This is a genomic window from Ignavibacteriota bacterium (genome assembly GCA_016716225.1).
Classification (GTDB): domain Bacteria; phylum Bacteroidota; class Ignavibacteria; order Ignavibacteriales; family Melioribacteraceae.
Map to the genome: position 1 here is coordinate 1,762,815 of JADJWT010000001.1, position 20,697 is coordinate 1,783,511.

Annotated in this window: 18 protein-coding genes and 1 riboswitch; of the genes, 7 read left to right on the top strand and 11 right to left on the bottom strand. The window is 30.4% G+C overall.

Annotation, left to right across the window (positions count from 1 at the left end; all coding sequences use genetic code 11):
• Positions 1-2: 2 nt before the first annotated feature.
• Genes IPM32_07555 through IPM32_07570 form a run of 4 tightly spaced genes read right to left on the bottom strand, consistent with a single transcriptional unit; the run spans position 3 to position 3,788 of the window.
• The gene (locus tag IPM32_07555) at positions 3-998 is read right to left on the bottom strand and encodes a VWA domain-containing protein (GenBank protein MBK8945118.1); all 996 of its coding nucleotides are present in this window, start codon (positions 996-998) and stop codon (positions 3-5) included.
• The gene (locus IPM32_07560; GenBank protein MBK8945119.1) at positions 988-1,929 is read right to left on the bottom strand and encodes a hypothetical protein; all 942 of its coding nucleotides are present in this window, start codon (positions 1,927-1,929) and stop codon (positions 988-990) included. Before IPM32_07560 ends, IPM32_07555 begins: the two co-directional genes overlap by 11 nt.
• Positions 1,923-2,798, bottom strand: coding sequence for a DUF58 domain-containing protein (locus tag IPM32_07565; GenBank protein ID MBK8945120.1), 876 nt, complete (start codon positions 2,796-2,798; stop codon positions 1,923-1,925). Before IPM32_07565 ends, IPM32_07560 begins: the two co-directional genes overlap by 7 nt.
• Before the next feature lie 6 nt (positions 2,799-2,804).
• Positions 2,805-3,788 carry a MoxR family ATPase gene (locus IPM32_07570; protein ID MBK8945121.1) on the bottom strand — a complete coding sequence of 328 codons (984 nt, stop codon included), beginning with the start codon at positions 3,786-3,788 and terminating at the stop codon, positions 2,805-2,807.
• A gap of 298 nt (positions 3,789-4,086) precedes the next feature.
• On the opposite strand from IPM32_07570, the gene thrA reads away from it, so the two are divergent.
• The 6 genes from thrA (at position 4,087) to metX (ending at position 12,780) form a co-directional block, all read left to right on the top strand.
• Positions 4,087-6,543, top strand: coding sequence for a bifunctional aspartate kinase/homoserine dehydrogenase I (gene thrA / locus IPM32_07575; protein ID MBK8945122.1), 2,457 nt, complete (start codon positions 4,087-4,089; stop codon positions 6,541-6,543).
• Between the two features lie 3 nt (positions 6,544-6,546).
• Positions 6,547-7,593, top strand: coding sequence for an aspartate-semialdehyde dehydrogenase (gene asd, locus IPM32_07580; GenBank protein MBK8945123.1), 1,047 nt, complete (start codon positions 6,547-6,549; stop codon positions 7,591-7,593).
• The gene (locus IPM32_07585) at positions 7,586-8,518 is read left to right on the top strand and encodes a homoserine kinase (protein MBK8945124.1); all 933 of its coding nucleotides are present in this window, start codon (positions 7,586-7,588) and stop codon (positions 8,516-8,518) included. The genes asd and IPM32_07585 overlap by 8 nt, the downstream gene beginning before the upstream one ends.
• Before the next feature lie 133 nt (positions 8,519-8,651).
• Entirely contained in the window at positions 8,652-9,950 is a 1,299-nt protein-coding gene (gene thrC, locus IPM32_07590) for a threonine synthase (protein MBK8945125.1), read from the top strand.
• 73 nt (positions 9,951-10,023) lie between these two features.
• A riboswitch (SAM riboswitch) is annotated at positions 10,024-10,127 on the top strand.
• Between the two features lie 180 nt (positions 10,128-10,307).
• Positions 10,308-11,606, top strand: coding sequence for an O-acetylhomoserine aminocarboxypropyltransferase/cysteine synthase (locus IPM32_07595; protein MBK8945126.1), 1,299 nt, complete (start codon positions 10,308-10,310; stop codon positions 11,604-11,606).
• A gap of 55 nt (positions 11,607-11,661) precedes the next feature.
• Complete coding sequence (metX, locus tag IPM32_07600) at positions 11,662-12,780, top strand: homoserine O-acetyltransferase (GenBank protein ID MBK8945127.1); 1,119 nt, start codon at positions 11,662-11,664, stop codon at positions 12,778-12,780.
• Between the two features lie 71 nt (positions 12,781-12,851).
• Here the strand turns inward: metX and IPM32_07605 are convergent, their stop codons facing one another.
• Both IPM32_07605 and bshB1 read right to left on the bottom strand, forming a co-directional pair.
• Positions 12,852-13,712, bottom strand: coding sequence for an NAD(P)-dependent oxidoreductase (locus IPM32_07605; GenBank protein ID MBK8945128.1), 861 nt, complete (start codon positions 13,710-13,712; stop codon positions 12,852-12,854).
• A gap of 2 nt (positions 13,713-13,714) precedes the next feature.
• The gene (gene bshB1 / locus IPM32_07610) at positions 13,715-14,434 is read right to left on the bottom strand and encodes a bacillithiol biosynthesis deacetylase BshB1 (protein MBK8945129.1); all 720 of its coding nucleotides are present in this window, start codon (positions 14,432-14,434) and stop codon (positions 13,715-13,717) included.
• A 109-nt stretch (positions 14,435-14,543) separates the two neighbouring features.
• Between bshB1 and gatB the strand changes: the two genes are divergently transcribed.
• Positions 14,544-15,965, top strand: coding sequence for an Asp-tRNA(Asn)/Glu-tRNA(Gln) amidotransferase subunit GatB (gene gatB / locus IPM32_07615; GenBank protein ID MBK8945130.1), 1,422 nt, complete (start codon positions 14,544-14,546; stop codon positions 15,963-15,965).
• Positions 15,966-15,983: 18 nt separating this feature from the next.
• Here the strand turns inward: gatB and IPM32_07620 are convergent, their stop codons facing one another.
• From IPM32_07620 to IPM32_07640, 5 genes are all read right to left on the bottom strand, one after another.
• A complete protein-coding gene (locus IPM32_07620; GenBank protein ID MBK8945131.1) occupies positions 15,984-17,171 on the bottom strand; it encodes an anhydro-N-acetylmuramic acid kinase in 1,188 nt (395 codons plus the stop codon).
• A 108-nt stretch (positions 17,172-17,279) separates the two neighbouring features.
• Positions 17,280-18,134 (bottom strand): DUF1460 domain-containing protein, encoded by an 855-nt coding sequence (locus IPM32_07625; GenBank protein MBK8945132.1) that lies wholly within the window; start codon positions 18,132-18,134, stop codon positions 17,280-17,282.
• Positions 18,131-19,546, bottom strand: a complete 1,416-nt coding sequence (dnaB, locus tag IPM32_07630; protein MBK8945133.1) for a replicative DNA helicase — start codon at positions 19,544-19,546, stop codon at positions 18,131-18,133. Before dnaB ends, IPM32_07625 begins: the two co-directional genes overlap by 4 nt.
• Positions 19,547-19,555: 9 nt before the next feature.
• Positions 19,556-20,287 (bottom strand): uracil-DNA glycosylase, encoded by a 732-nt coding sequence (locus IPM32_07635; GenBank protein MBK8945134.1) that lies wholly within the window; start codon positions 20,285-20,287, stop codon positions 19,556-19,558.
• A gap of 108 nt (positions 20,288-20,395) precedes the next feature.
• The gene (locus IPM32_07640) at positions 20,396-20,692 is read right to left on the bottom strand and encodes a DNA-directed RNA polymerase subunit omega (GenBank protein ID MBK8945135.1); all 297 of its coding nucleotides are present in this window, start codon (positions 20,690-20,692) and stop codon (positions 20,396-20,398) included.
• Positions 20,693-20,697: the final 5 nt, after the last annotated feature.

A 20,697-nucleotide genomic window follows, 5' to 3' on the forward strand; every position in this document is an offset into this window, starting at 1 on the left:
TTTTATGGTAATTTTTTTAAGTAAAGTTTAGAAAATAATAATTCAGCAAAAATGAATAATAATCCTAGTCCTAGCCAGCTGTAAAAAAGTTCTTTTGCTTTTCTATAACTTGTAACTTCAATTCTTGTTTTTTCAAGAGTATCAATTACTTTATAAATTTCTTCAAGTTTTTTATTGTTGGTTGCTCTAAAATATTTTCCGTCGGTAATTTTGGAAACTTCACCTAAAACTTTTTCATCAATTTCTACAGGAACCATTTGATATCTTTTACCGAATGGTGTTTGAAATGGATAAGGTGCTTCTCCCATTGTTCCAACTCCGACAGTGTAAACTCGAATTCCGAATTTCTTAGCAATTTGTGCAGCAGTAATTGGATCAATTTCTCCGCTGTTGTTTACGCCGTCTGTCAATAAAATCATAATTTTACTTTTTGCTTCGCTGTCTTTTAAACGATTTACACCATTTGCAATTGCTGTACCAATCGCGGTTCCGTCTTCAATCATTCCGCTTTTTATTTCTTTTAACAATCCGCGTAAAACCGGATAATCTATTGTTAGCGGACATTGAGTGAAACTTTCGCTGGCAAAAATAACAAGACCAATTTTATCCGTTGTTCTTCCGGCAACAAATTCATCAATTACGTTTTTTGCGGCTTCTAATCTATTTGGTTTAAAATCTTCTGCAAGCATACTTCCGGAAATATCCAAAAGCATTGTAATATCAATTCCTTCGGTATAAACATTTTCTCCGGATGAAAAAGTTTGAGGTCGTGCAAGTGCAACAATTAAAAATGAAAGTCCAATCAATCTCATCAGCATTGGCAAATGTCGCAATCGTTCTTTTATAGTTTTATCTAAATCACCAAAAATTTCCAAATTGGAATAAGTAATAGCAGCGGAACGTTTTCTATTTTGCTTCCAATACCAAAATAAAATTAATGGAATTACTGCTAGAAGATAAAGTAAATATGGGTAAGCAAATGTAATATTATTTAGCACGACTTACTCCCATTTCAAAATCTTCTTCTTTTTTTGTTTTCTGTACAATATCATAAGCTTGATTCATCATTTCATCATTAACAGTTGGGAGTGGAACAAATTTTGCAAATTTTACCATATCGGCATTTTCCAAAAAACTTTGTGTTATATCAATCATTTTTTGGTTATCCATAACTCGATTCAAAATTTGAACTGTTTGAGAAGTTGTCATTTCTAACGAATTAAAATTATATCTATCTTCAAAATATCTTCTAATAATTTCTGTTATCTCAGAATGAAATTCTTTAACTAAGCCTTGCTGCCACAATTTTTTTTCTTTCAACTTATCTAATTTTTGAAGTGTTAAAATATGCAATGGCAGCGCCGGAACTCTTCTAATTTCTCTAACTTCTTCTTTTGGTTTTCTGTACTTACTATAAAGGAAATATCCAATTGCAGCAAATAATAATAAAATCAAAATTACAATTGACCAAAAAAGCCAATCAAATGGAATTCTTATTGGAGCTTTAACATCTTTAATATCTTCAGCGGGATTAACTTCTAAAGTGTGAATAAAAATTTGAACTTCATTAGAATTTATGATTTGCGGTTCAGAATTGTTTTCCGAAAAATATGTTATTGGAATTGGTGGAATTGTAACTGCCGATGAATCATAACCGGAAAGTATATAATTAAATGTTTGAACATTTTTTTCTTCATCTTGAGTTGCCGGAAGAGATTTTATTATTTCCAAAGGTGCAAGCTGATCTGTTAATTTAGGAGGGACAATTCTAATTCCTTCACCAAACTCAACTGAAATTTTAAAATATATGTAATCGCCGACAAGATAATCTGAAGTATCCGTTGAAGCAGAAACATTTATTGTTTGTGCAAAATTATTTATCGATAGAAATAAAATGTATAAAAGTATTAAGCGAAAAATCTTTACCATCTTTTCTCACGCAATTTAAAAAAATCAATAAGTGGTTTTACATAAGATGTAGAAATGTTAATTGGAATTGTATCAACTCTGCTTTTTAAGAAAAGGTTATTTTGAAATTCTTTCCTTTCTTTCATTTTATTTTTAAAATGTTCTTGAACTTTTTTACTGCTTGTATCCAAGTATCTGATTTCTTCTGTTTCTGAATCTCTGAATTTTATTAAGCCAGCTTCTAGCAAATTTAATTCTCTCGGATCTTCAAGAATAATACTTATCAAATCGTGTTTTTTGCTTATGATTTTCAAAATGTTATCATAATCTTTATCAATAAAATCAGAAATCAGAAATGCGATTGTTTTCTTTTTTATCGAATGATTAAAATATTCCAAAGCACCTTTAATATTTGTTTTATTTCCTTGAGGTTCAAAAGAAAGAATTTCTCTAACAATTCTTAAAATGTGACTTTTACCTTTTTTTGGCGGAACAAATTTTTCAATTTCATCGGTAAAAAGTATTAACCCAACTTTATCATTATTTTTCAAAGCGGAAAAAGCAAGAATTGCTGTTAACTCGGCTGCAATTTGCTGTTTTGTTTTATCAACACTTCCAAAAACTAACGAACCGCTTAAATCAACCAATAACATTAAAGTTAGTTCACGTTCTTCTTCAAATATTTTTATGTATGGATGTCCAAAACGCGCACTAACGTTCCAATCAATACTTCTAATATCATCACCAAATTGATATTCGCGAACCTCGGAAAATTCCATTCCTCTTCCTTTAAATACGGAATGGTATTCTCCGGAAAAAACTTCATTTACAACGCCACGGGTTTTAATTTCAATTTGGCGAACTTGTTTTAAAATTTCTTTTGTCAGCATTTTCTACTACGGAACTTCAACTTTATTTAAAATTTCTTCAATAATATTTTCCGATGTAATTTCTTCAGCTTCTGCTTCGTAAGTTACGGCAATTCTATGTCTCAAAACATCCATACATATTGATCTTACATCTTCTGGAACAACATAACCTCTGCGTTTTAAGAATGCGTTTGCTCTTGCGCCCAAAGCTAAATTTAATGTTGCTCTTGGTGAAGCTCCGTAACTAATTAAATCAGCTAATTTTGTTAAACCGTAATCATTGGGTTTTCTTGTTGCAAAAACAATATCTAGAATATATTTCTCAATTTTTTCATCAACATAAATATCATGAATTAAATTTCTGGCTTTTAGAATGTTTTCGATTTTTATTATTGGATTTATTGCTGCCGGTTTTGATCCAACATTTCTATGAAGAATTTTCATTTCTTCATCTCGGGTTGGATAAGTTATTTTAACTTTTAGCATAAATCTATCAACTTGAGCTTCCGGCAAAGGATAAGTTCCTTCTTGCTCAATTGGATTTTGTGTTGCCAAAACTAAAAACGGTTCTTGAAGTTTAAAAGTATTTTGCCCGATTGTAACTTGTCGTTCTTGCATCGCTTCAAGCAACGCACTTTGAACTTTTGCGGGAGCTCTATTTATTTCATCGGCAAGAATAAAGTTTGAAAAAATTGGACCTTTTTTGATTGAAAAATTTCCCTCTTTCTGATTGAAAATCATCGTTCCAATTAAATCAGCGGGAAGTAAATCGGGAGTAAACTGAATTCTCTGAAATTTTGCATCCATTGCGCTGGCTAATGAATTTATTGCCAAAGTCTTTGCTAAACCCGGAACACCTTCCAATAAAATATGTCCGTTTCCAAGAAGTCCGATTACTAATCGTTCAACCATTTCTTTTTGACCGACAATAACTTTTCCAATTTCTGCTAAAAGAACATCAATAAATTCACTTTCTTTATTGATTTTTTCGTTTAATTCTGTGATCTCCAAAATAAATTTCCTCAAATTATTTTAAGAATTGACATTTTCTACAATTTTAACTTTGAATAAGTTTCAGTAAGATTTATAATTTATCATTTTATACAAAACATAAATATAGTAAAAATTGTTAGAAATCGATTAAACGGATTTTAACAAAGTCTATAAATTTTTTGGAATATTGAACAAATTCAAAGTTATAATTATTCATATAAACTCAATTTTTGCATCAAAATGAAAATTAAATTATTGTTATAAAGTTTGTTAATTTATATTATAGCCGTTCGTTTATGAAAATTTATGCAAAATTATGAAAGTACTAAAATTTGGCGGAACTTCAGTTGGCAATGCTAATCGAATTTCCCAAGTAATTAAAATAATTGAAGATTACAATTTCCAAAATGTAAAAATTGCCGTTGTGTTTTCTGCTTTTGGCGGAGTTACGGATCAATTAATTGATTTGAGCAACAAAGCTTTAAAACGTGATGATTCGTATTTGGGATTATTTCAATCTTTACGTTTAAAACATCTTGAGGCGTTCGATGTTTTAGTAAATCACGCAAAAAAAAGTTCGGCTCAAAAACATATTACAGATCATTTTGATGAACTTAGCGATATTCTAAAAGGATTGTATTTATTACGTGAACTTACTCCAAGAATTTTAGATAATATTTTAAGTTATGGTGAAAGACTTTCAAATTTTATAATTGCCGAAGCAATAAAAAGTAAAAAAATTGATTGCGAATATTTAAATTCTACAAAAATTATAAAGACAGATAGCAACTTTGGAAATGCGCATGTTAATTATGAAATTACAAATTCCAATATTGTAAAATATTTTAAATCTCATCAAATAATGCAGATTGTTACCGGATTTATTGGCTCAAATGAAACCGGAGAAATTACAACTTTGGGAAGAGGTGGTTCAGATTTTACTGCTTCAATAATTGGCGCAGCATTAAAAGCCGAAGAAATTGAAATTTGGACAGATGTAAACGGAATTTTAACCGCTGATCCGCGAAAAGTAAAAGAAGCAATTCCTCTTAAAGCTGTAACTTATCAAGAAGCAATGGAAATGTCATATTTTGGTGCCAAAGTAATTTATCCTCCAACAATGCAGCCGGCTTTTGATAATAATATTAAGATCAGAATAAGAAATACTTTTAATCCAAGTTTTAAAGGAACTATAATTTTAGAAAAACAGCCGAAAATAAAATTCAGTGCAAAAGGAATTTCTTCGGTTGATAATATTACTTTAATTCGAGTAAGCGGAAGTGGACTTTTCGGCAACGAAGGAATTACCGCAAGAATTTTTGATGCATTAGCAGAAGAAAAAGTGAAAACACTTTTGTTAACTCAAGGTTCTTCCGGTTTAAGCATTTGTATTGCAGTTCTTCCTGATGATGGAATAAAGGCGAAAACTGCAATTGAAAAAGCTCTGCGTTTGGAAATTTTTGATGGAAGAGTGAGAGAAATTAATGCCGAAAAAAATCTTTCAATAATTGCTGTTGTTGGCGAAGATATGCGTCACACTCCGGGAATTTCCGGAAGAGTTTTTAATGCATTGGGCAAAAACGGAGTAAACATTATTGCAATTGCTCAAGGTTCTTCGGAATTAAATATTTCTTGCGTAATTAAAAATGAAGATATTTCCAAAGCGCTAAATGTTCTACACGATTCATTATTTCTTGCGGAAAGAAAAGTTTACAATATTTTCTTAGTCGGAATTGGTTTGGTTGGAAAGGCTTTTCTAAAATATCTAATTGGGAAAAAAGATTTTCTTAAAAACGATAGATCTATTGAAATTAGAGTTGTTGGAATTGCAAATAGTAAAAAAATGCATTTTGATAAAAATGGAATTGATGTAGAAAATTGGATTGAATCATTAGAAATATCAAAAAGTAAATCCGATATAAAAAAGTTTGTTTCGGAAATGCAGAATTTAAATTTGGCAAATTCGATATTTATCGATTGCACAGCTAATGAAACCGCAATTCCGTATTACGAAGAAATTTTGAAATCGAATATTTCAATTACAACTCCAAATAAAATTGCTAACACAAAGGATTTGGAATTTTATAAAAAGCTGCGACAAACATCTCAAAAGAAAAATGTTAAATTCCTTTACAGCACTAATGTTGGAGCCGGTCTGCCAATAATTTCTACTTTGCGGGAATTGGTAAACAGCGGAGATAAAATTATAAAAATTGAAGGAATACTTTCCGGAACATTGAGTTACTTATTTAATTCATTTTTGGGCGATACAAAATTTTCTCAAATTGTAAAATCGGCAATGGAAAATGGCTACACTGAGCCGGATCCAAGAGATGATTTAAATGGATTGGATGTTGCTCGAAAACTATTAATTATGATTCGAGAAATCGGAATTGATTTGGAACTAAAAGATATTGAAGTTGAAAATCTTGTTCCGCAAAAAGCAAGAAATGTAAAATCCATTGAAAACTTCTTCAAAATTTTGGAAAGTGCAGATAATGTTTTTGATGAAAGAAAAATTCTTGCGCAAAAAAATAATTCTGTTTTAAGATACATTGCAAAATTTGAAAATAACAAATCAACCGTAAAACTTTTGGAAGTTGATAGTTCACATCCGTTTTACAATCTAAAAGGAAATGATAATATCGTTTCAATTACATCTCAAAATTATTTTGAACAGCCGTTAATTATAAGAGGAAGAGGCGCCGGAGCTGATTTTACGGCTTCGGGAATCTTTGCAGACATTTTAAGAATCACAAATTACTTAGGTTAAAAAATGAAGAAAATTCCAGTCGCAATTTTAGGTGCCACGGGAAGTGTAGGACAAAAATTTATTGAGCTTTTGTCAAATCATCCTTGGTTTGAAATTACGGAACTTGCGGCATCAGAAAAATCAGCCGGGAAAAAATATAAAGATGCAACAAAATGGGTAATGTCAAATATTCTTAAAGAAGAAATTGGAAATCTTGAAGTAAAAAATTGTGTACCAAATTTAACATCCAAATTGGTTTTCAGCGCATTGGATTCTTCGGTTGCGGAAGAAATTGAAACTGATTTCGCAAACAATGGTTACTTCGTAATTTCAAATTCCAGAAATCATAGATTTGATAATGATGTTCCATTGATAATCCCGGAAGTAAATCCCGAGCATTTAGAATTAATTAAAAATAAAACCGGAGCAATTGTTACAAATCCAAATTGCTCAACTATTGGAATGGTTTTAGCATTAAAACCTTTACATGATGCTTTTGGAATTGAAACAGTAAATGTTGTAACAATGCAAGCCGTTTCGGGTGGCGGTTATCCCGGCGTTCCCAGTATGGATATTATCGATAACGTAATTCCATACATAAACGGTGAAGAAGAAAAAATGAAAACCGAACCGTTAAAAATTTTGGGAAAGTTTTCTAATGGTACAATTCAAAATACAGAAATTAAAATTAGTGCGCAGTGCAATCGTGTTTCTGTTATTGATGGACATTTGGAAAATGTTCAAATAAAGTTTTCTAAGAAACCTACAAGGGAAGAAATTTTAAAAGTTTGGAAAAATTTTAAATCGCTTCCGCAAAATTTAAATTTGCCTTCAGCTCCTATAATTCCAATTTATTATTTTGAAGAAAATCATTTGCCTCAGCCAAGATTAAATAGAAATTTAGAAAAAGGCATGGCGGTTTCTGTTGGAAGATTACGCGAATGTGAAATTTTCGATTTTAAATTTACCGTACTTTCACATAATACAATTCGTGGAGCAGCCGGCGGCACTTTGCTGATTGCTGAATTGATGAAATCTCAAGGATATTTAAACGGAATAATTAATGAATAAAAAAATAAAAGTTTTTGCTCCAGCTACAATTTCTAATGTTGGCTGCGGATTTGATACAATCGGTTTTGCAATTGATAAACCCGGCGATATTGTAAGTCTAAGTTTAAGAAATGATGGAATTGTTAAAATAAAAAAAATTACCGGAGATGGCGGAGTTCTTCCATATGAAATTGAAAAAAATACGGCAACAGTTGGAATTTTAGAATTATTAAAAAATTATCCCAATAAAAATATTGGTGTTGATGTTGAAATAATTAAAAAAATGCCAATTGGCAGTGGACTCGGTTCAAGCGCTGCAAGTTCAGCCGCAGCTGTTTTTGGAATGAATAAATTATTGAATAATCATTTCTCTGAAACTGAAGTTTTAAATTTTGCGGTAAAAGGTGAATCAATTGCAAGTGGTGCAATTCATGCCGATAATGTTGCTCCATGTTTGTTTGGTGGTTTTGTTTTAATCAGAGATTACAATCCAATTGATGTTATCAAACTTCCGGTACCTAAAAATTTATATTGCATAGTTTTATATTCTCAAATTGTAATTGAAACTAAACAAGCGAGAAAATTAATTAAAAAAAATCTTCCGATAAAAAAAGCACGAAAACATTTTGGTAATATTGGAACATTGGTTTCCGGATTGTATGAAAGTGATTTAAGTAAAATTGGTAGATCGATTGAAGATGAAATTTCAGAACCGGCAAGAGCAACATTAATTCCAAATTTTTATGATATTAAAAATGCTGCGCTAAGCGCCGGAGCTTACGGATGTTCAATCTCCGGCTCCGGTCCATCAATATTTGCATTTTCAGATTCTGAAATTAATGCAAAGAAAATTGGATCAGCAATGAAAAAAATAGTTGATAAAACTGGAATTAAATCAACACTTTATATTTCCAAAATTAATCCTAATGGACCAAAAATAATTTAATCTTTTCTGTTGGAAAATATAGGTTGCAGAGTATCGCTGATGTTTCGATAATTTCTGAATTTAATTCGGAGAACTCAACATCTGACAATGTTTCGATCAACCGAAAATAAAGGATTATTAAAAAATATTATAAATGCAATACTACAGTACAAATAATAAAAACAATAAAGTAAATTTTAGAGAAGCAATTCTTCAAGGTTTGGCAAATGATAAAGGATTGTTCATGCCGGAAATCATAAGTCCATTGTCAAAAAAAATTATATCAAATCTTACTGAATTTAATTTTCTAGAAATTTCATTTGAAATTGCAAAAAACTTTATTGAAGATGAAATTCCAGAAAATGATTTGAAGTCGATAATTGAAAATTCAATTTCATTTGAAGCTCCTTTAGTTAGTTTAGATGAAAACTTATCAATATTAGAATTATTCCATGGACCAACTTTAGCATTTAAAGATTTTGGCGCTCGATTTATGGCAAGAACAATGGAATATTTTCTTAAAGGAATGAATAGAGAAATTACAATTCTTGTTGCCACATCGGGTGATACGGGAAGTGCTGTTGCAAATGGTTTTTTAAATGTTGATGGAATAAAAGTTTTAGTTTTATTTCCCAGCGGAAAAATTAGCAAGATACAAGAAAAACAAATTACAACTTTAGGAAATAACATTACTGCCATTGAAGTTGAAGGAACTTTTGATGATTGTCAACGGTTAGTAAAAACAGCATTTGTGGATGATGAATTAAAAAACAAAATTAATTTAAGTTCGGCAAACTCAATAAATATTGGAAGATTAATTCCGCAATCATTTTACTATTTTGAAAGTTTCAAGCAAATTAAAAATAAAAACAAGAAAATTGTTTATTCAGTTCCAAGCGGAAATTTAGGAAATTTAACTGCTGGACTTTTTGCAAAAGAAATGGGTTTGCCAATTTCAAAATTTATTGCAGCAACTAATAAAAATGATGTTTTTACAAAGTATATAAATGATGGAAATTTTAATCCGCAATCATCAATTGAAACATTATCAAATGCAATGGATGTTGGTGATCCAAGTAATTTTGTGAGAATTTTAGATTTATATAGAAATAATCATTCTTTAATTTCGGATATTATTTTCTCAAAAAGTTTTAGTGATGAGGAAACATTAAATAAAATTCAAGAATTGCACGATGATAATAATTATATTATTGATCCGCATGGTGCAGTTGGCTGTTTAGCTTTTGATCAATATAAAAATAAAGTTAATGAAAATATTTTTTGCGTTGTGTTAGAAACTGCACATCCGGCAAAATTCTTAAATGTTTTTGAAAATAATTTAAGTTTTAGTCCTGATGTACCTAAAAAACTTTTAAAGTGTTTGAATAAAAATGGAAGTACAATTAAAGTTTCATCAAAATACGATGATTTAAAAGAAATTTTACGAAACTAAAATAAAACTTGCATTGAGAAGAAGATTTTTATATTTTCACCCTCAATAAAAATTAATCGTTCTTTAAGTAATTTGATTATCAAGAAAGGCAGAGGGATCAGGCCCTGTGAAGCCTTGGCAACCGTCAGAAATGAAAGGTGCCAAATCCTGCCCTAGTTTATTGGGGAAAGATAATATCGGAAATTCAAAACCTCCTTTGGAATCTTTCCTAGGAGGTTTTTTTTTGCCTAGACGTTTTTCTTGATCATAATCTTACTCTTATTCTTAATCATTTTTATATTATAAATTATTAGAGATTAGGATTAAGAGTAAGAGTAAGAAAATAATTAATAAATCATTCTAACAAAGGAGAATAAAATGAGCACATATAAATATGAAACTCTACAGTTACATGCGGGACAAGAACCAGATTCTGCAACAAACTCTAGAGCTGTACCAATTTACCAAACAACATCTTACACATTTAATGATTCTGAACATGCAGCAAATTTATTTGCTTTAAAACAATTCGGAAATATTTACACAAGAATTATGAATCCAACTTCTGATGTATTTGAAAAAAGAGTTGCAGCTTTAGAAGGCGGAGTAGCTGCGCTTGCTACTTCATCGGGACAAGCTGCTGAGCATTTGACAATTACAAATATTGCTCAAGCTGGTGATAATATTGTTTCTACGAGTTTTCTTTATGGGGGAACTTATAATTTATTTAAAGTAACTCTGCCAAGACTTGGTATAAATGTAAAATTTGTTGATGGCGATGAACCGGAGAATTTTGAAAAATTAATAGATGAAAAAACAAAAGCGATTTATATTGAATCAATTGGAAACCCAAAATTAAATATTCCGGATTTTGAAAAAATTGCAGATGTTGCACATCGAAATGGAATACCGTTAATTGTTGATAATACTTTTGGAGCGGCTGGATATTTAGTTCGTCCAATAGATTATGGTGCTGATATTGTTGTAGCTTCAGCAACAAAATGGATTGGCGGACATGGAACTTCAATTGGGGGAGTAATTGTTGATTCCGGAAACTTTGATTGGGGCAATGGAAAATTTCCTTTGTTTACAGAACCATCACCCGGATATCATGGATTAAATTTTAATGAAGTTTTTGGGAAAGGTTCTCAATTTGGAAATATTGCATTTATTATTAGAGCAAGAGTTGAAGGCTTACGGGATTTGGGTCCGTGCTTAAGTCCGTTTAATTCATTTTTATTTTTGCAAGGCTTGGAAACTTTATCGCTCAGAGTTGAAAGACATAATAGCAATGCGTTAACTTTGGCAAATTGGTTGAAAAATCATAAAGAAGTTGAATGGGTTTGGTATCCGGGTTTTAAAGATTATCCATCACATGAAAATGCAAAGAAATATTTGCGACAAGGATTTTACGGATCAATTCTGTCATTCGGAATTAAAGGCGGATTAGAGGCTGGAAAGAAATTCATCAATAAAGTTAAACTTGCAAGTTTATTAGCAAATGTTGGTGATGCAAAAACACTTGTTATTCATCCGGCATCAACAACTCATCAACAACTTTCTGATGAAGAACAAAAATCATCCGGAGTTACACCGGAAGCTATTAGAGTATCGGTCGGAATTGAACATATCGATGATATTATAAATGATTTTGAACAAGCTCTAAATGGAAAATAATATATATTTCGTATAAAAATTATAGAATTATTTATGAAATATTTTTGGAGAGGAAATGATTGCTAATACAAAATTTGAAAATTTATTTTCCCAATCAAATCCTCTTCATTTAGATTGTGGCGAAAAGTTAAATTCTGTAAATGTTGCATATCAATCTTATGGAGAATTAAATTCAGAAAAAAATAATGTGATTATTGTAAATCATGCACTTACCGGGAATTCGCATGCTGCCGGAATTGTTGATGATCTAGAAATTAAAAATTCTGAATCGCATGAAAGATTAAATTCATATAACAAAATGTTTTTAAGCAAAGAAGGTTGGTGGTCGCAATTAATTGGAAAAGGCAAAGCACTCGACACAGATAAATATTTTGTAATTTGTCCAAATATTCTTGGAAGCTGTTACGGAACCACCGGACCAACAAGTTTAAATCAAAATACAAATCAATCTTATGGTATGAATTTCCCTCAAATTACCGTTAGGGATATGATTAAAGTTCAAAAAGAATTACTTGATAAACTTGGCATCTCAAAAATAGAATTAATTGTTGGTGGTTCTTTAGGAGGAATGCAAGTATTAGAATGGGCAATTATGTATCCAGAATTAATAAATAAAATTATGCCCATTGCTACTTCTTCAGCCCATTCAGCTTGGGCAATTGGATTAAACGAGGCATCTAGAAATGCAATTATTAATGATCCCGATTGGGAAAATGGCAATTATAAAATTCAACCGGAAAAGGGAATTAGTCTCGCTCGAAAAATTGCAATGATTAGTTATAGAAGTTACAATTCTTTTAACAAAAAATTTGATAGAACTTATAATGAGAAGGAAAACATTTTTGAAATAGAAAGTTATTTGAATTATCAAGGTGAAAAACTTACTAAACGATTTGATGCAAATACATATCTTTATTTAAGTAATGCAATGGATTTACATGATGTTGGAAAAGGAAGAGGCGGAATTGATAAAGCACTTTCTTCGATAATATCCAAAACAATGTGCGTAGGAATCGACTCGGATATTCTTTATCCCGTTGAAGAGCAAAAGGAAATACAATCTAAAATACCTAATGCAAAATACTCTGAAATTTCTTCAATTCATGGTCATGATGCTTTTCTAATTGAGTTTGATCAGCTAGATAGAATAATACGAAATTTTCTAAATGAATAAAGTCTGAGAAAATTATTACATTATTAAATCATTTTTACTAATCAACATTTTAGTAATTGAACTTTCATGAATTATTTCAAAGGATGAACTGAATTATACAACGCTGAATAATCCTTATCAGCATTACCTTTTTGAATTGAATCAATTAAAATTTTCCTAATCGATTTTAATGAATCTGTATTAATATTTTTTTCGGCAAATGAGTTCAACATTAAATCTAAATCTTTAAGTAAATGTTTAACCGGAAAATTTGGATTATTAAAATTTCTGTTTACGTAGTTTGTTAGTTTTTTATCGAAAGTTGGGGCATAAAGCACGCTGCTCCTAAGGATATCCATAAACATTTCGATATCTAAATTATTTTCTCTAACAAATCCCAAACTCATTGCGAAAGCTACCGTTTCAGAAATTATTAATTGATTCAATGCCAGCTTCATCGATGCAGCTTGTCCAACTTCACCAATGTGCAAAATTTTATTACTGAAAGGCTTAAATAAGTTTTCCCATTTCAAAAATTGCTTTTCAGTTGATCCGATTAAAACAATAAGTTCACAATTTAAAATTTGCTGAATGCTTCCAAGAACGGGAGCCTCAAAATATTCTCCTCTTAATTTTGTTATGCGTTTATATAAATCGAAACTTTCTGTTGGGGCAATGGTACTCATTTGAATAATCACTTTGTTTTCAAAATTTCCAATGTTGCTTGCGAATAAAACTTCATCTATTGCATCATAATTTGAAAGCATCAAAATTATTACATCTGTATCAGTCATGAATTCACGAATATCAGAAAATGTTTTTGCACCTAATTGAATAAGTGAATCTGTTTTACTTTTTGTTCTGTTAAAAACGTTCAATTCATATTTGGCTTCAAGCAATTTTTGAGCAATTGGTTTTCCCATCAAACCAGTTCCAATCAATCCTAATTTCATTATTATTCCATTAAAAAATTTATTAAATCTAATTCAATTAATTCTTCTGAATAAAAGGCTTCACCATATTTTTTGCCAATTTTAAAACCAAATGTTTTTGCACGCGCTTCCAAAAAATTTATAAATTCCGGAGTGCTTATAAAAGTTTCCGGTTCCTTTGATTTTTTATTGTAAAATTGCGTCTGATAAGCAAATACCGCTTTCATTTTTGTTTCAAATGTTTCTGAAATATCAACAATAAATGATGGCTGAAATTCGTAAGTCTGCATAAAATAAAAAATTCTCTTAGGTCTGAATGCATTTTGCAATTTTGAATTAAGTGAAGTTTTAATTTTCGGTAATCCAGCAAAAAACATTGCACGTTTTATCAATTTACTTGCTTCAATATGATCGGGATGACGATCTTTAAAATATGGTGCAAAAATTATTTTTGGTTGATATTTTCTAATTGCTTTAATTATTTTCAATGTATTTTCTTTATCAACAAAAATATGACCGTCTTTAATATTTAAATTATCTCTAACGGTTATATTTAAAATTTTATCAGCATTTTGAGATTCTATTTTACGAATTAGTTTTGAGCCTCTCGTTCCAAGTTCACCACCGGTTAAATCAACAATTCCAATTTTAAATCCAACATTGGTTAATTTGGCAATTGTTCCGCCCATTGATAATTCAGCATCATCCGGATGAGCAGCAAAAACAACTATATCTAATTTCAATTTTTACCTCAAAAATTTTACAATGAATATTATAAAAATATCATGGAAAATAAAATTTTCTTTCTTTTAATAATTATATTTACGCAATAAATTTTAATAAGGATGTAAATTGGAATATGAAGCAGTAATTGGTTTAGAAGTTCATGCGCAGCTCTTAACAGATACAAAAATATTTTGTGGATGTTCAACAAAATTTGGAAATCCGGCAAACACAAATGTGTGTCCGGTTTGCTTAGGTCATCCTGGAGTATTACCGGTATTGAATAAAAAGGTTGTTGAGTTCACAACATTAATGGGAATGGCAACAAACTGCACAATAAATGAAACTTCTACATTTGAAAGAAAAAATTATTTTTATCCCGATTTACCAAAAGGTTATCAAATTTCTCAGTTTGAAGTTCCGATTTGTGAAAATGGATTTATTAATATTAAAACACATGAAGAAAAAAAAATCAGAATTAAACGAATTCACATGGAAGAAGATGCCGGAAAATCAATTCATGATCAAGGGCAGGAAACTTTAGTTGATGTAAACAGATGCGGTACACCATTAATTGAAATTGTAAGTGAACCGGATTTGCATAGTGGGGAAGGGGCTTATCAGTATTTATCTAATTTAAAACAGATTATTACATATTTGGGAATTTGTGATGGAAATATGGAGGAAGGCTCTCTTAGATGTGATGCTAATATTTCAATTCGTCCCAAAGGTGCAAAAAAATTGGGAACAAGGACCGAAGTTAAAAATATGAATTCATTCCGAAATGTTCAGCGCGCAATTGATTATGAAATTGATAGGCAAATAAATTTAGTTGAAGACGGAGGCGAAGTTGTACAGCAAACATTATTGTGGAATGCTGAGCAAAATAAAGCAACATCTATGCGGGGAAAAGAAGAAGCTCATGATTATAGATATTTTCCCGATCCGGATTTAATGCCAGTTGTTGTTAGTGAAGAATGGAAAAATGAAATTTTAAGAAGCATGCCGGAGCTTCCTAAAAATAGAAAAGAAAGATTTATTAAAGAATTTCAATTACCAGAATATGATGCTGAAGTTTTAACTTCACTAAAAGATATAGCTGATTATTTTGAAAATGTACTAAAAGAAACTGGTGATACCAAAATTGCAGCAAATTGGGTTATGGGGGATGTTTTAAAAATAATTAACGAACAAAAATTAACTTTTGATAAATTTCCGATTTCACCGCAAAATTTGGGTAAATTAATAAATTTAATTACGACCAATAAAATCAGCAGTAAAATTGCGAAAGATGTTTTTCCCTTAATGTTGGAAGAAAATAATGATCCAAATATAATTGTTGAAGAGAAAAATTTACTTCAGATTACGGATACTTCTGCGATTGAAATTGCAATTGAAACTGTGATTAAAAATAATCCCGCACAAGTTGAAGAATTTAAATCCGGCAAAGAAAAAGTTTTGGGATTTTTCGTTGGACAAATTATGAAAGAAACAAAAGGAAAAGCTAATCCGCAATTGGTGAATGAAATTTTAAGAGAAAAGTTGAAGTAAATTATTTATAAGTAAAAATTACGGCAAACAAATTTTACCTAAAATTGTTGGTCGAGATGCACCGGTAGTTCGAGGAATATTTGTTGGATTTCCGGAAATAGTTTCGTTTGCTAAAACTGCAAAACAAATTGCTTCTTTTGCATCAGATGATATTCCTATGTCATTAATAATTTTAATTTCTACATTTTCACCAAAATCATCTTTTAAACATTCATAAAGAAATTTATTTTTTGCTCCACCACCGCTGATTATCAATTCGTCAATTTGAGTCTCTTGCTCAATATACTTTTGGTAATTTCTATAAATGCTGTAAGAGGTAAACTTTGTAATTGTGTGAAGCCAATCTTCACTTTTAACATCTTCAAATTCATTATATAAAATTGAAAGAAAATTTTCACCATAATATTCTCTGCCAGTAGTTTTAGGAGGGTTTCTCTCAATATAATTATCATTCAGTTTTAATGCTTCAAATAATTTAGTATTAAATTTTCCCATTCGCGCAATTTCTCCATCTTTATCAAAATCTTTGTTGAAAAACTTTTTTGCAATTATATCAATTAACATGTTACCCGGACCAACATCAAATGCCAATACGTCTTTCAATCCTTTTTCTTTATTTAAAATTGTGATATTAGAAATTCCGCCAATGTTTAATAAAGCTCTATTTTTTAGATGTGAATGAAATAAAATATAATCGAAATAGGGAACAAGAGGAGCACCTTCACCGCCTAAAGCAATATCACCGGTTCTGAAATCTCCAATAGTTACAATTCCGGAAAGCTTTGCCAGCACTGCTGGATCTCCAATTTGCAAAGTTGAAGAAATCTTATATCCAAAATAATTTTGTTTTTGAGGAAGATGCTGAATTGTTTGTCCGTGTGTTCCAATTAAATCAATTTTAGAAATTGGGAAATTAATATTTTTGCATAATGATTGAATCGCACTAAAATAAATATTTGGAAGTAGAAAATTTAGCTGGGAAATATCTTCAACATTGCTGGATTCTTTAAGAGAATTTTTCAGAAGTGTGTCTTTCAATCCCATTGGAAAAGGATATTCTAAGAAACCAATTAAATTAATTTTTGTAAAGATACTATTTCGTTCAATTTCAACGAGTGCAACATCAACTCCATCAAGTGAAGTGCCGGACATTATTCCAATTACATATTTATTTTCTTTCTTTGTTAGATCAAAAATTTTCTTCATAATAAATGAAATATATATTCTCAATATTTTTTAAGATAACAAATTTTCGCTTGATGATTCAGATAAAAATTATTGAATTTAAATTTTATAAAAATAATTCTTTAAGAATTACGGTTCTAAAACTCTTGCAACCATAATACCAGTATGCTTTTCAACGGATCTTGCATAATCTGCAAGCGGCAACTTTGTTATTTCAATCTTTTTACCTTTTATTGGTGCGTGCATAAAATGAATTCTCCCGTCATCCATTTTTACAGCAATTCCGGTGTGTGAAATATCAAGCCCATCAATTCCCGTGCTTAATAAAATTATATCGCCGTTTTGAATTTTGTCTTCAATACACTCAATATAATCTTCCGGGATATAATAATATTTTCTTGAATTGATTGAGTCCTCAATTGATTTTATCTCTTCAATAAACTTAAGATTATTCTTTAATTGTTTATAAGATTCAGTATGATTGCTCATAAAATCAATTTTTTTATCATACAAAATACCACCGATTTCTTTTGTTATATCTTTTACAATTCCCCGTTTTGTGTTATCGTAAAGCCAATCGGAAGCATAATGAAGTCTGGATGGATATAGGTCGATCGTTCCATTTCGATATCGAATATTTGTTAATTCTTTTTGATAATCTTCAAAAGTTATTTTATTGTTTTTTATACATCTAGCAAAAACTAATGAACTTTCAAAAAAGGTGTAACAATCTAAACCGGAAAGATGAATCACAAGATTTTCTTTTTCACCTTTTTCTAAAGTATTAGCTTCATAATCCAAACCCAAAAATGATTTGCCAATTTCTACAAAAATATCATTTATTGGAAGCTCTGTTAAATTTTTTGAAAAAGCTAACTCAAATTTTGAATTGCAAATTTTCAAATCTTCATCTGAATAAGTTGCTTGTGCAATGAATGAAGAATTAAATAAGAACAAAAAAATAATTGCGAAAAAATATTTCATATTGGTAAATCTTCCTCGTGATTTGAACTTGAAATATCCTCTTCAAAAGTTGAATGGAACATATCTAAGTTTTCAAACCTTGCAAAATCTTTTACGAATTTTAGTCTAACATCTCCGGTTGGGCCGTTACGTTGTTTCCCAACAATAATTTCTGCAATTCCTTCAGTTGATTCACCATCGGCAAATTGAGTAATTCCATAATATTCTGGTCGGTTTAAGAAAATTACAACATCCGCATCTTGTTCAATTGAACCGGATTCTCTTAAATCTGAAAGTTGAGGTCGTTTATCACTTCTTGTTTCAACTGCTCTATTTAATTGCGAAAGTGCAATTACCGGAACATTTAATTCTTTTGCTAATGCTTTTAATGATCTTGAAATAGTTGAAATTTCTCTTTCTCTACTATCCATTCTCGTGCTGGAAGACATTAATTGCAAATAATCAATTATAATTAAACCAATATTTTTTTCAGCTTTTAATCTTCTGGCCTTTGCTCTAATTTCTAAAACTGTTTGACCAGGCGTATCATCAATATAAATAGGGGCTTGCATAAGTTTGTGTGCAGTTCTGCTAATTCGGGAGCCGTCTTCAGCTTTAAATCTTCCGGTTCTAACGCTATGGGCATTTATTCGTGCTTCAGCACAAATCAATCTTAGCACAAGTTGAATTGTTGCCATTTCCAAACTAAAAACCGCAATTGGAACTTGATTATCAACCGCGGCATTTCTTGCAGCTGAAAGCGCAAAAGCTGTTTTTCCCATTGATGGACGAGCAGCAACAATTATTAAATCGGATTTTTGAAAACCGCCAAGCATATCATCCAATCCAAAAAAACCGGTTGGTACTGAAAAAGATGAAATATTTTTCGAGTGTATTGCTTCAATATGTTCAATTGCTTCACGGACTGCACGATCCATTGATTTATATGATTCTTTCAATCCAGCTTCGGTAATTTCAAATATTTTAGATTCAGCAGAATCTAAAATATCAAATACATCTTCGCTTCCGTTGTATGCGCTTGTTGCAATTTCCATTGATGAATTAATAAGTTTTCTCAGAATCCACTTTTCTAAAATAATTTTGGAATGATATTCTACATTTGCGGCAGATGCAATATTCTGAGCAAGTTTGCTTATATAAACAGCTCCGCCAACTTGCTCAATTTTATTACGTTTACTTAATTCTTCGTAAAGTGTAACAGAATCAATTGGTTCATTTGATTCATACAGCGAAAGCATTGCTTCGTAAATAATCTGATTTTTTTTATCGTAAAAACATTCAGCTTGAATTGAAGAAGCAACTTTATCAATTGCATCTCTTTCAAGCATAATTGCACCTAATACTGCTCTTTCGACTTCAATAGCTTGCGGTGGTTGATTTACTGCACTTTTTTGATTTTGTAATTCGTCCATAATAAATATTTATTTTAAACTATCATAAAGTTTTCTAAATTTTTGAACATCTTCCCAACATCCTCTTTTCCAATTTGGATTTCTTAATAATGCAGCAGGATGATATGTAACCATTGTTTTTATTCCGTTAAAATCAAAAATATTTCCGCGCAATTTTGTTAAACTTTCTTTGGAATTTAGCAAACTTCCGGCAGCAATTAATCCCAACAATAGAATTGCTTTGGGTTGAATTAAATCAATTTGTTTATACAAATAAGGAGTGCATTCAGTCATTTCAAAAGGAAGCGGATTTCTATTATTCGGTGGTCGGCATTTTAAAATATTTGCAATGTAAACTTCTTCTCTTTCAAAATTTATTGCTTTTAAAATATCAGTTAAAAGTTTACCAGCTCTTCCAACAAACGGTAGACCTTGTTTATCTTCATCTGCGCCGGGAGCTTCTCCAATAATCATAACCTCAGCATTCGGATTTCCGGATCCAAAAACAAAATTTGTTCTTGTTCTTCCAAGTGGACATTTTTGACATTCATGGATTGAATCATTTAAACTTTCTAAAGTTTTACATTCGGAAAAATTTTCAAAAAGGGAATTAGTCGGCATATAAAATTCGGTCTTCTCTTTAATTTTTGGAATTGACTGCTTTGATAATTTTATTTCAAATTTAATATTTTCAAAAAGATTATCACCGAAAATCTCTTTTTGATCTTTTAATGCTTCAATTATTAATTCTTTTCTATTCATCAAAAAAATGTAATGTATTTTGGGAAAATATAATGAATAAAAGATTAAGAAAATATAAATAAAAAAGGAAGTCGTTTGACTTCCTTTTAAAATTTTGAAATTTGGAAATTATGCTTCTTTTTCTTTAAAGCGATAATCTATTTTTTCAGCCACCATTTTTTTTACAGCTTGAACATGAGGTTTATCTCTTTTTTCAAACTCCAAAGAAATTTTTTCTTGCTCTTGATTATCTCTTTCATCAAAATCATCATCAGTTGCTGGAGCAAATGTGCTGATCAAATTACTAAATTCAGTTTTATTTTCTTCATTTAATCTTCTGGCTTCTTGAGCAGAAACAATTACTGCTTCATATAAACTATTTGCTTTCTCTTTCAGAATTCTTAAATCGACTGGTTTTATACTCATTTTAT

Coding starts and splice junctions, on each gene's coding strand:
- IPM32_07560 (MBK8945119.1), bottom strand. CDS start 1,929: ATGGTAAAGATTTTTCGCTTAATACTTTTATACATTTTATTTCTATCG.
- IPM32_07565 (MBK8945120.1), bottom strand. CDS start 2,798: ATGCTGACAAAAGAAATTTTAAAACAAGTTCGCCAAATTGAAATTAAA.
- thrA (MBK8945122.1), top strand. CDS start 4,087: ATGAAAGTACTAAAATTTGGCGGAACTTCAGTTGGCAATGCTAATCGA.
- asd (MBK8945123.1), top strand. CDS start 6,547: ATGAAGAAAATTCCAGTCGCAATTTTAGGTGCCACGGGAAGTGTAGGA.
- IPM32_07585 (MBK8945124.1), top strand. CDS start 7,586: ATGAATAAAAAAATAAAAGTTTTTGCTCCAGCTACAATTTCTAATGTT.
- thrC (MBK8945125.1), top strand. CDS start 8,652: ATGCAATACTACAGTACAAATAATAAAAACAATAAAGTAAATTTTAGA.
- IPM32_07595 (MBK8945126.1), top strand. CDS start 10,308: ATGAGCACATATAAATATGAAACTCTACAGTTACATGCGGGACAAGAA.
- metX (MBK8945127.1), top strand. CDS start 11,662: ATGATTGCTAATACAAAATTTGAAAATTTATTTTCCCAATCAAATCCT.
- IPM32_07605 (MBK8945128.1), bottom strand. CDS start 13,712: ATGAAATTAGGATTGATTGGAACTGGTTTGATGGGAAAACCAATTGCT.
- IPM32_07620 (MBK8945131.1), bottom strand. CDS start 17,171: ATGAAGAAAATTTTTGATCTAACAAAGAAAGAAAATAAATATGTAATT.
- IPM32_07625 (MBK8945132.1), bottom strand. CDS start 18,134: ATGAAATATTTTTTCGCAATTATTTTTTTGTTCTTATTTAATTCTTCA.
- dnaB (MBK8945133.1), bottom strand. CDS start 19,546: ATGGACGAATTACAAAATCAAAAAAGTGCAGTAAATCAACCACCGCAA.
- IPM32_07635 (MBK8945134.1), bottom strand. CDS start 20,287: ATGAATAGAAAAGAATTAATAATTGAAGCATTAAAAGATCAAAAAGAG.
- IPM32_07640 (MBK8945135.1), bottom strand. CDS start 20,692: ATGAGTATAAAACCAGTCGATTTAAGAATTCTGAAAGAGAAAGCAAAT.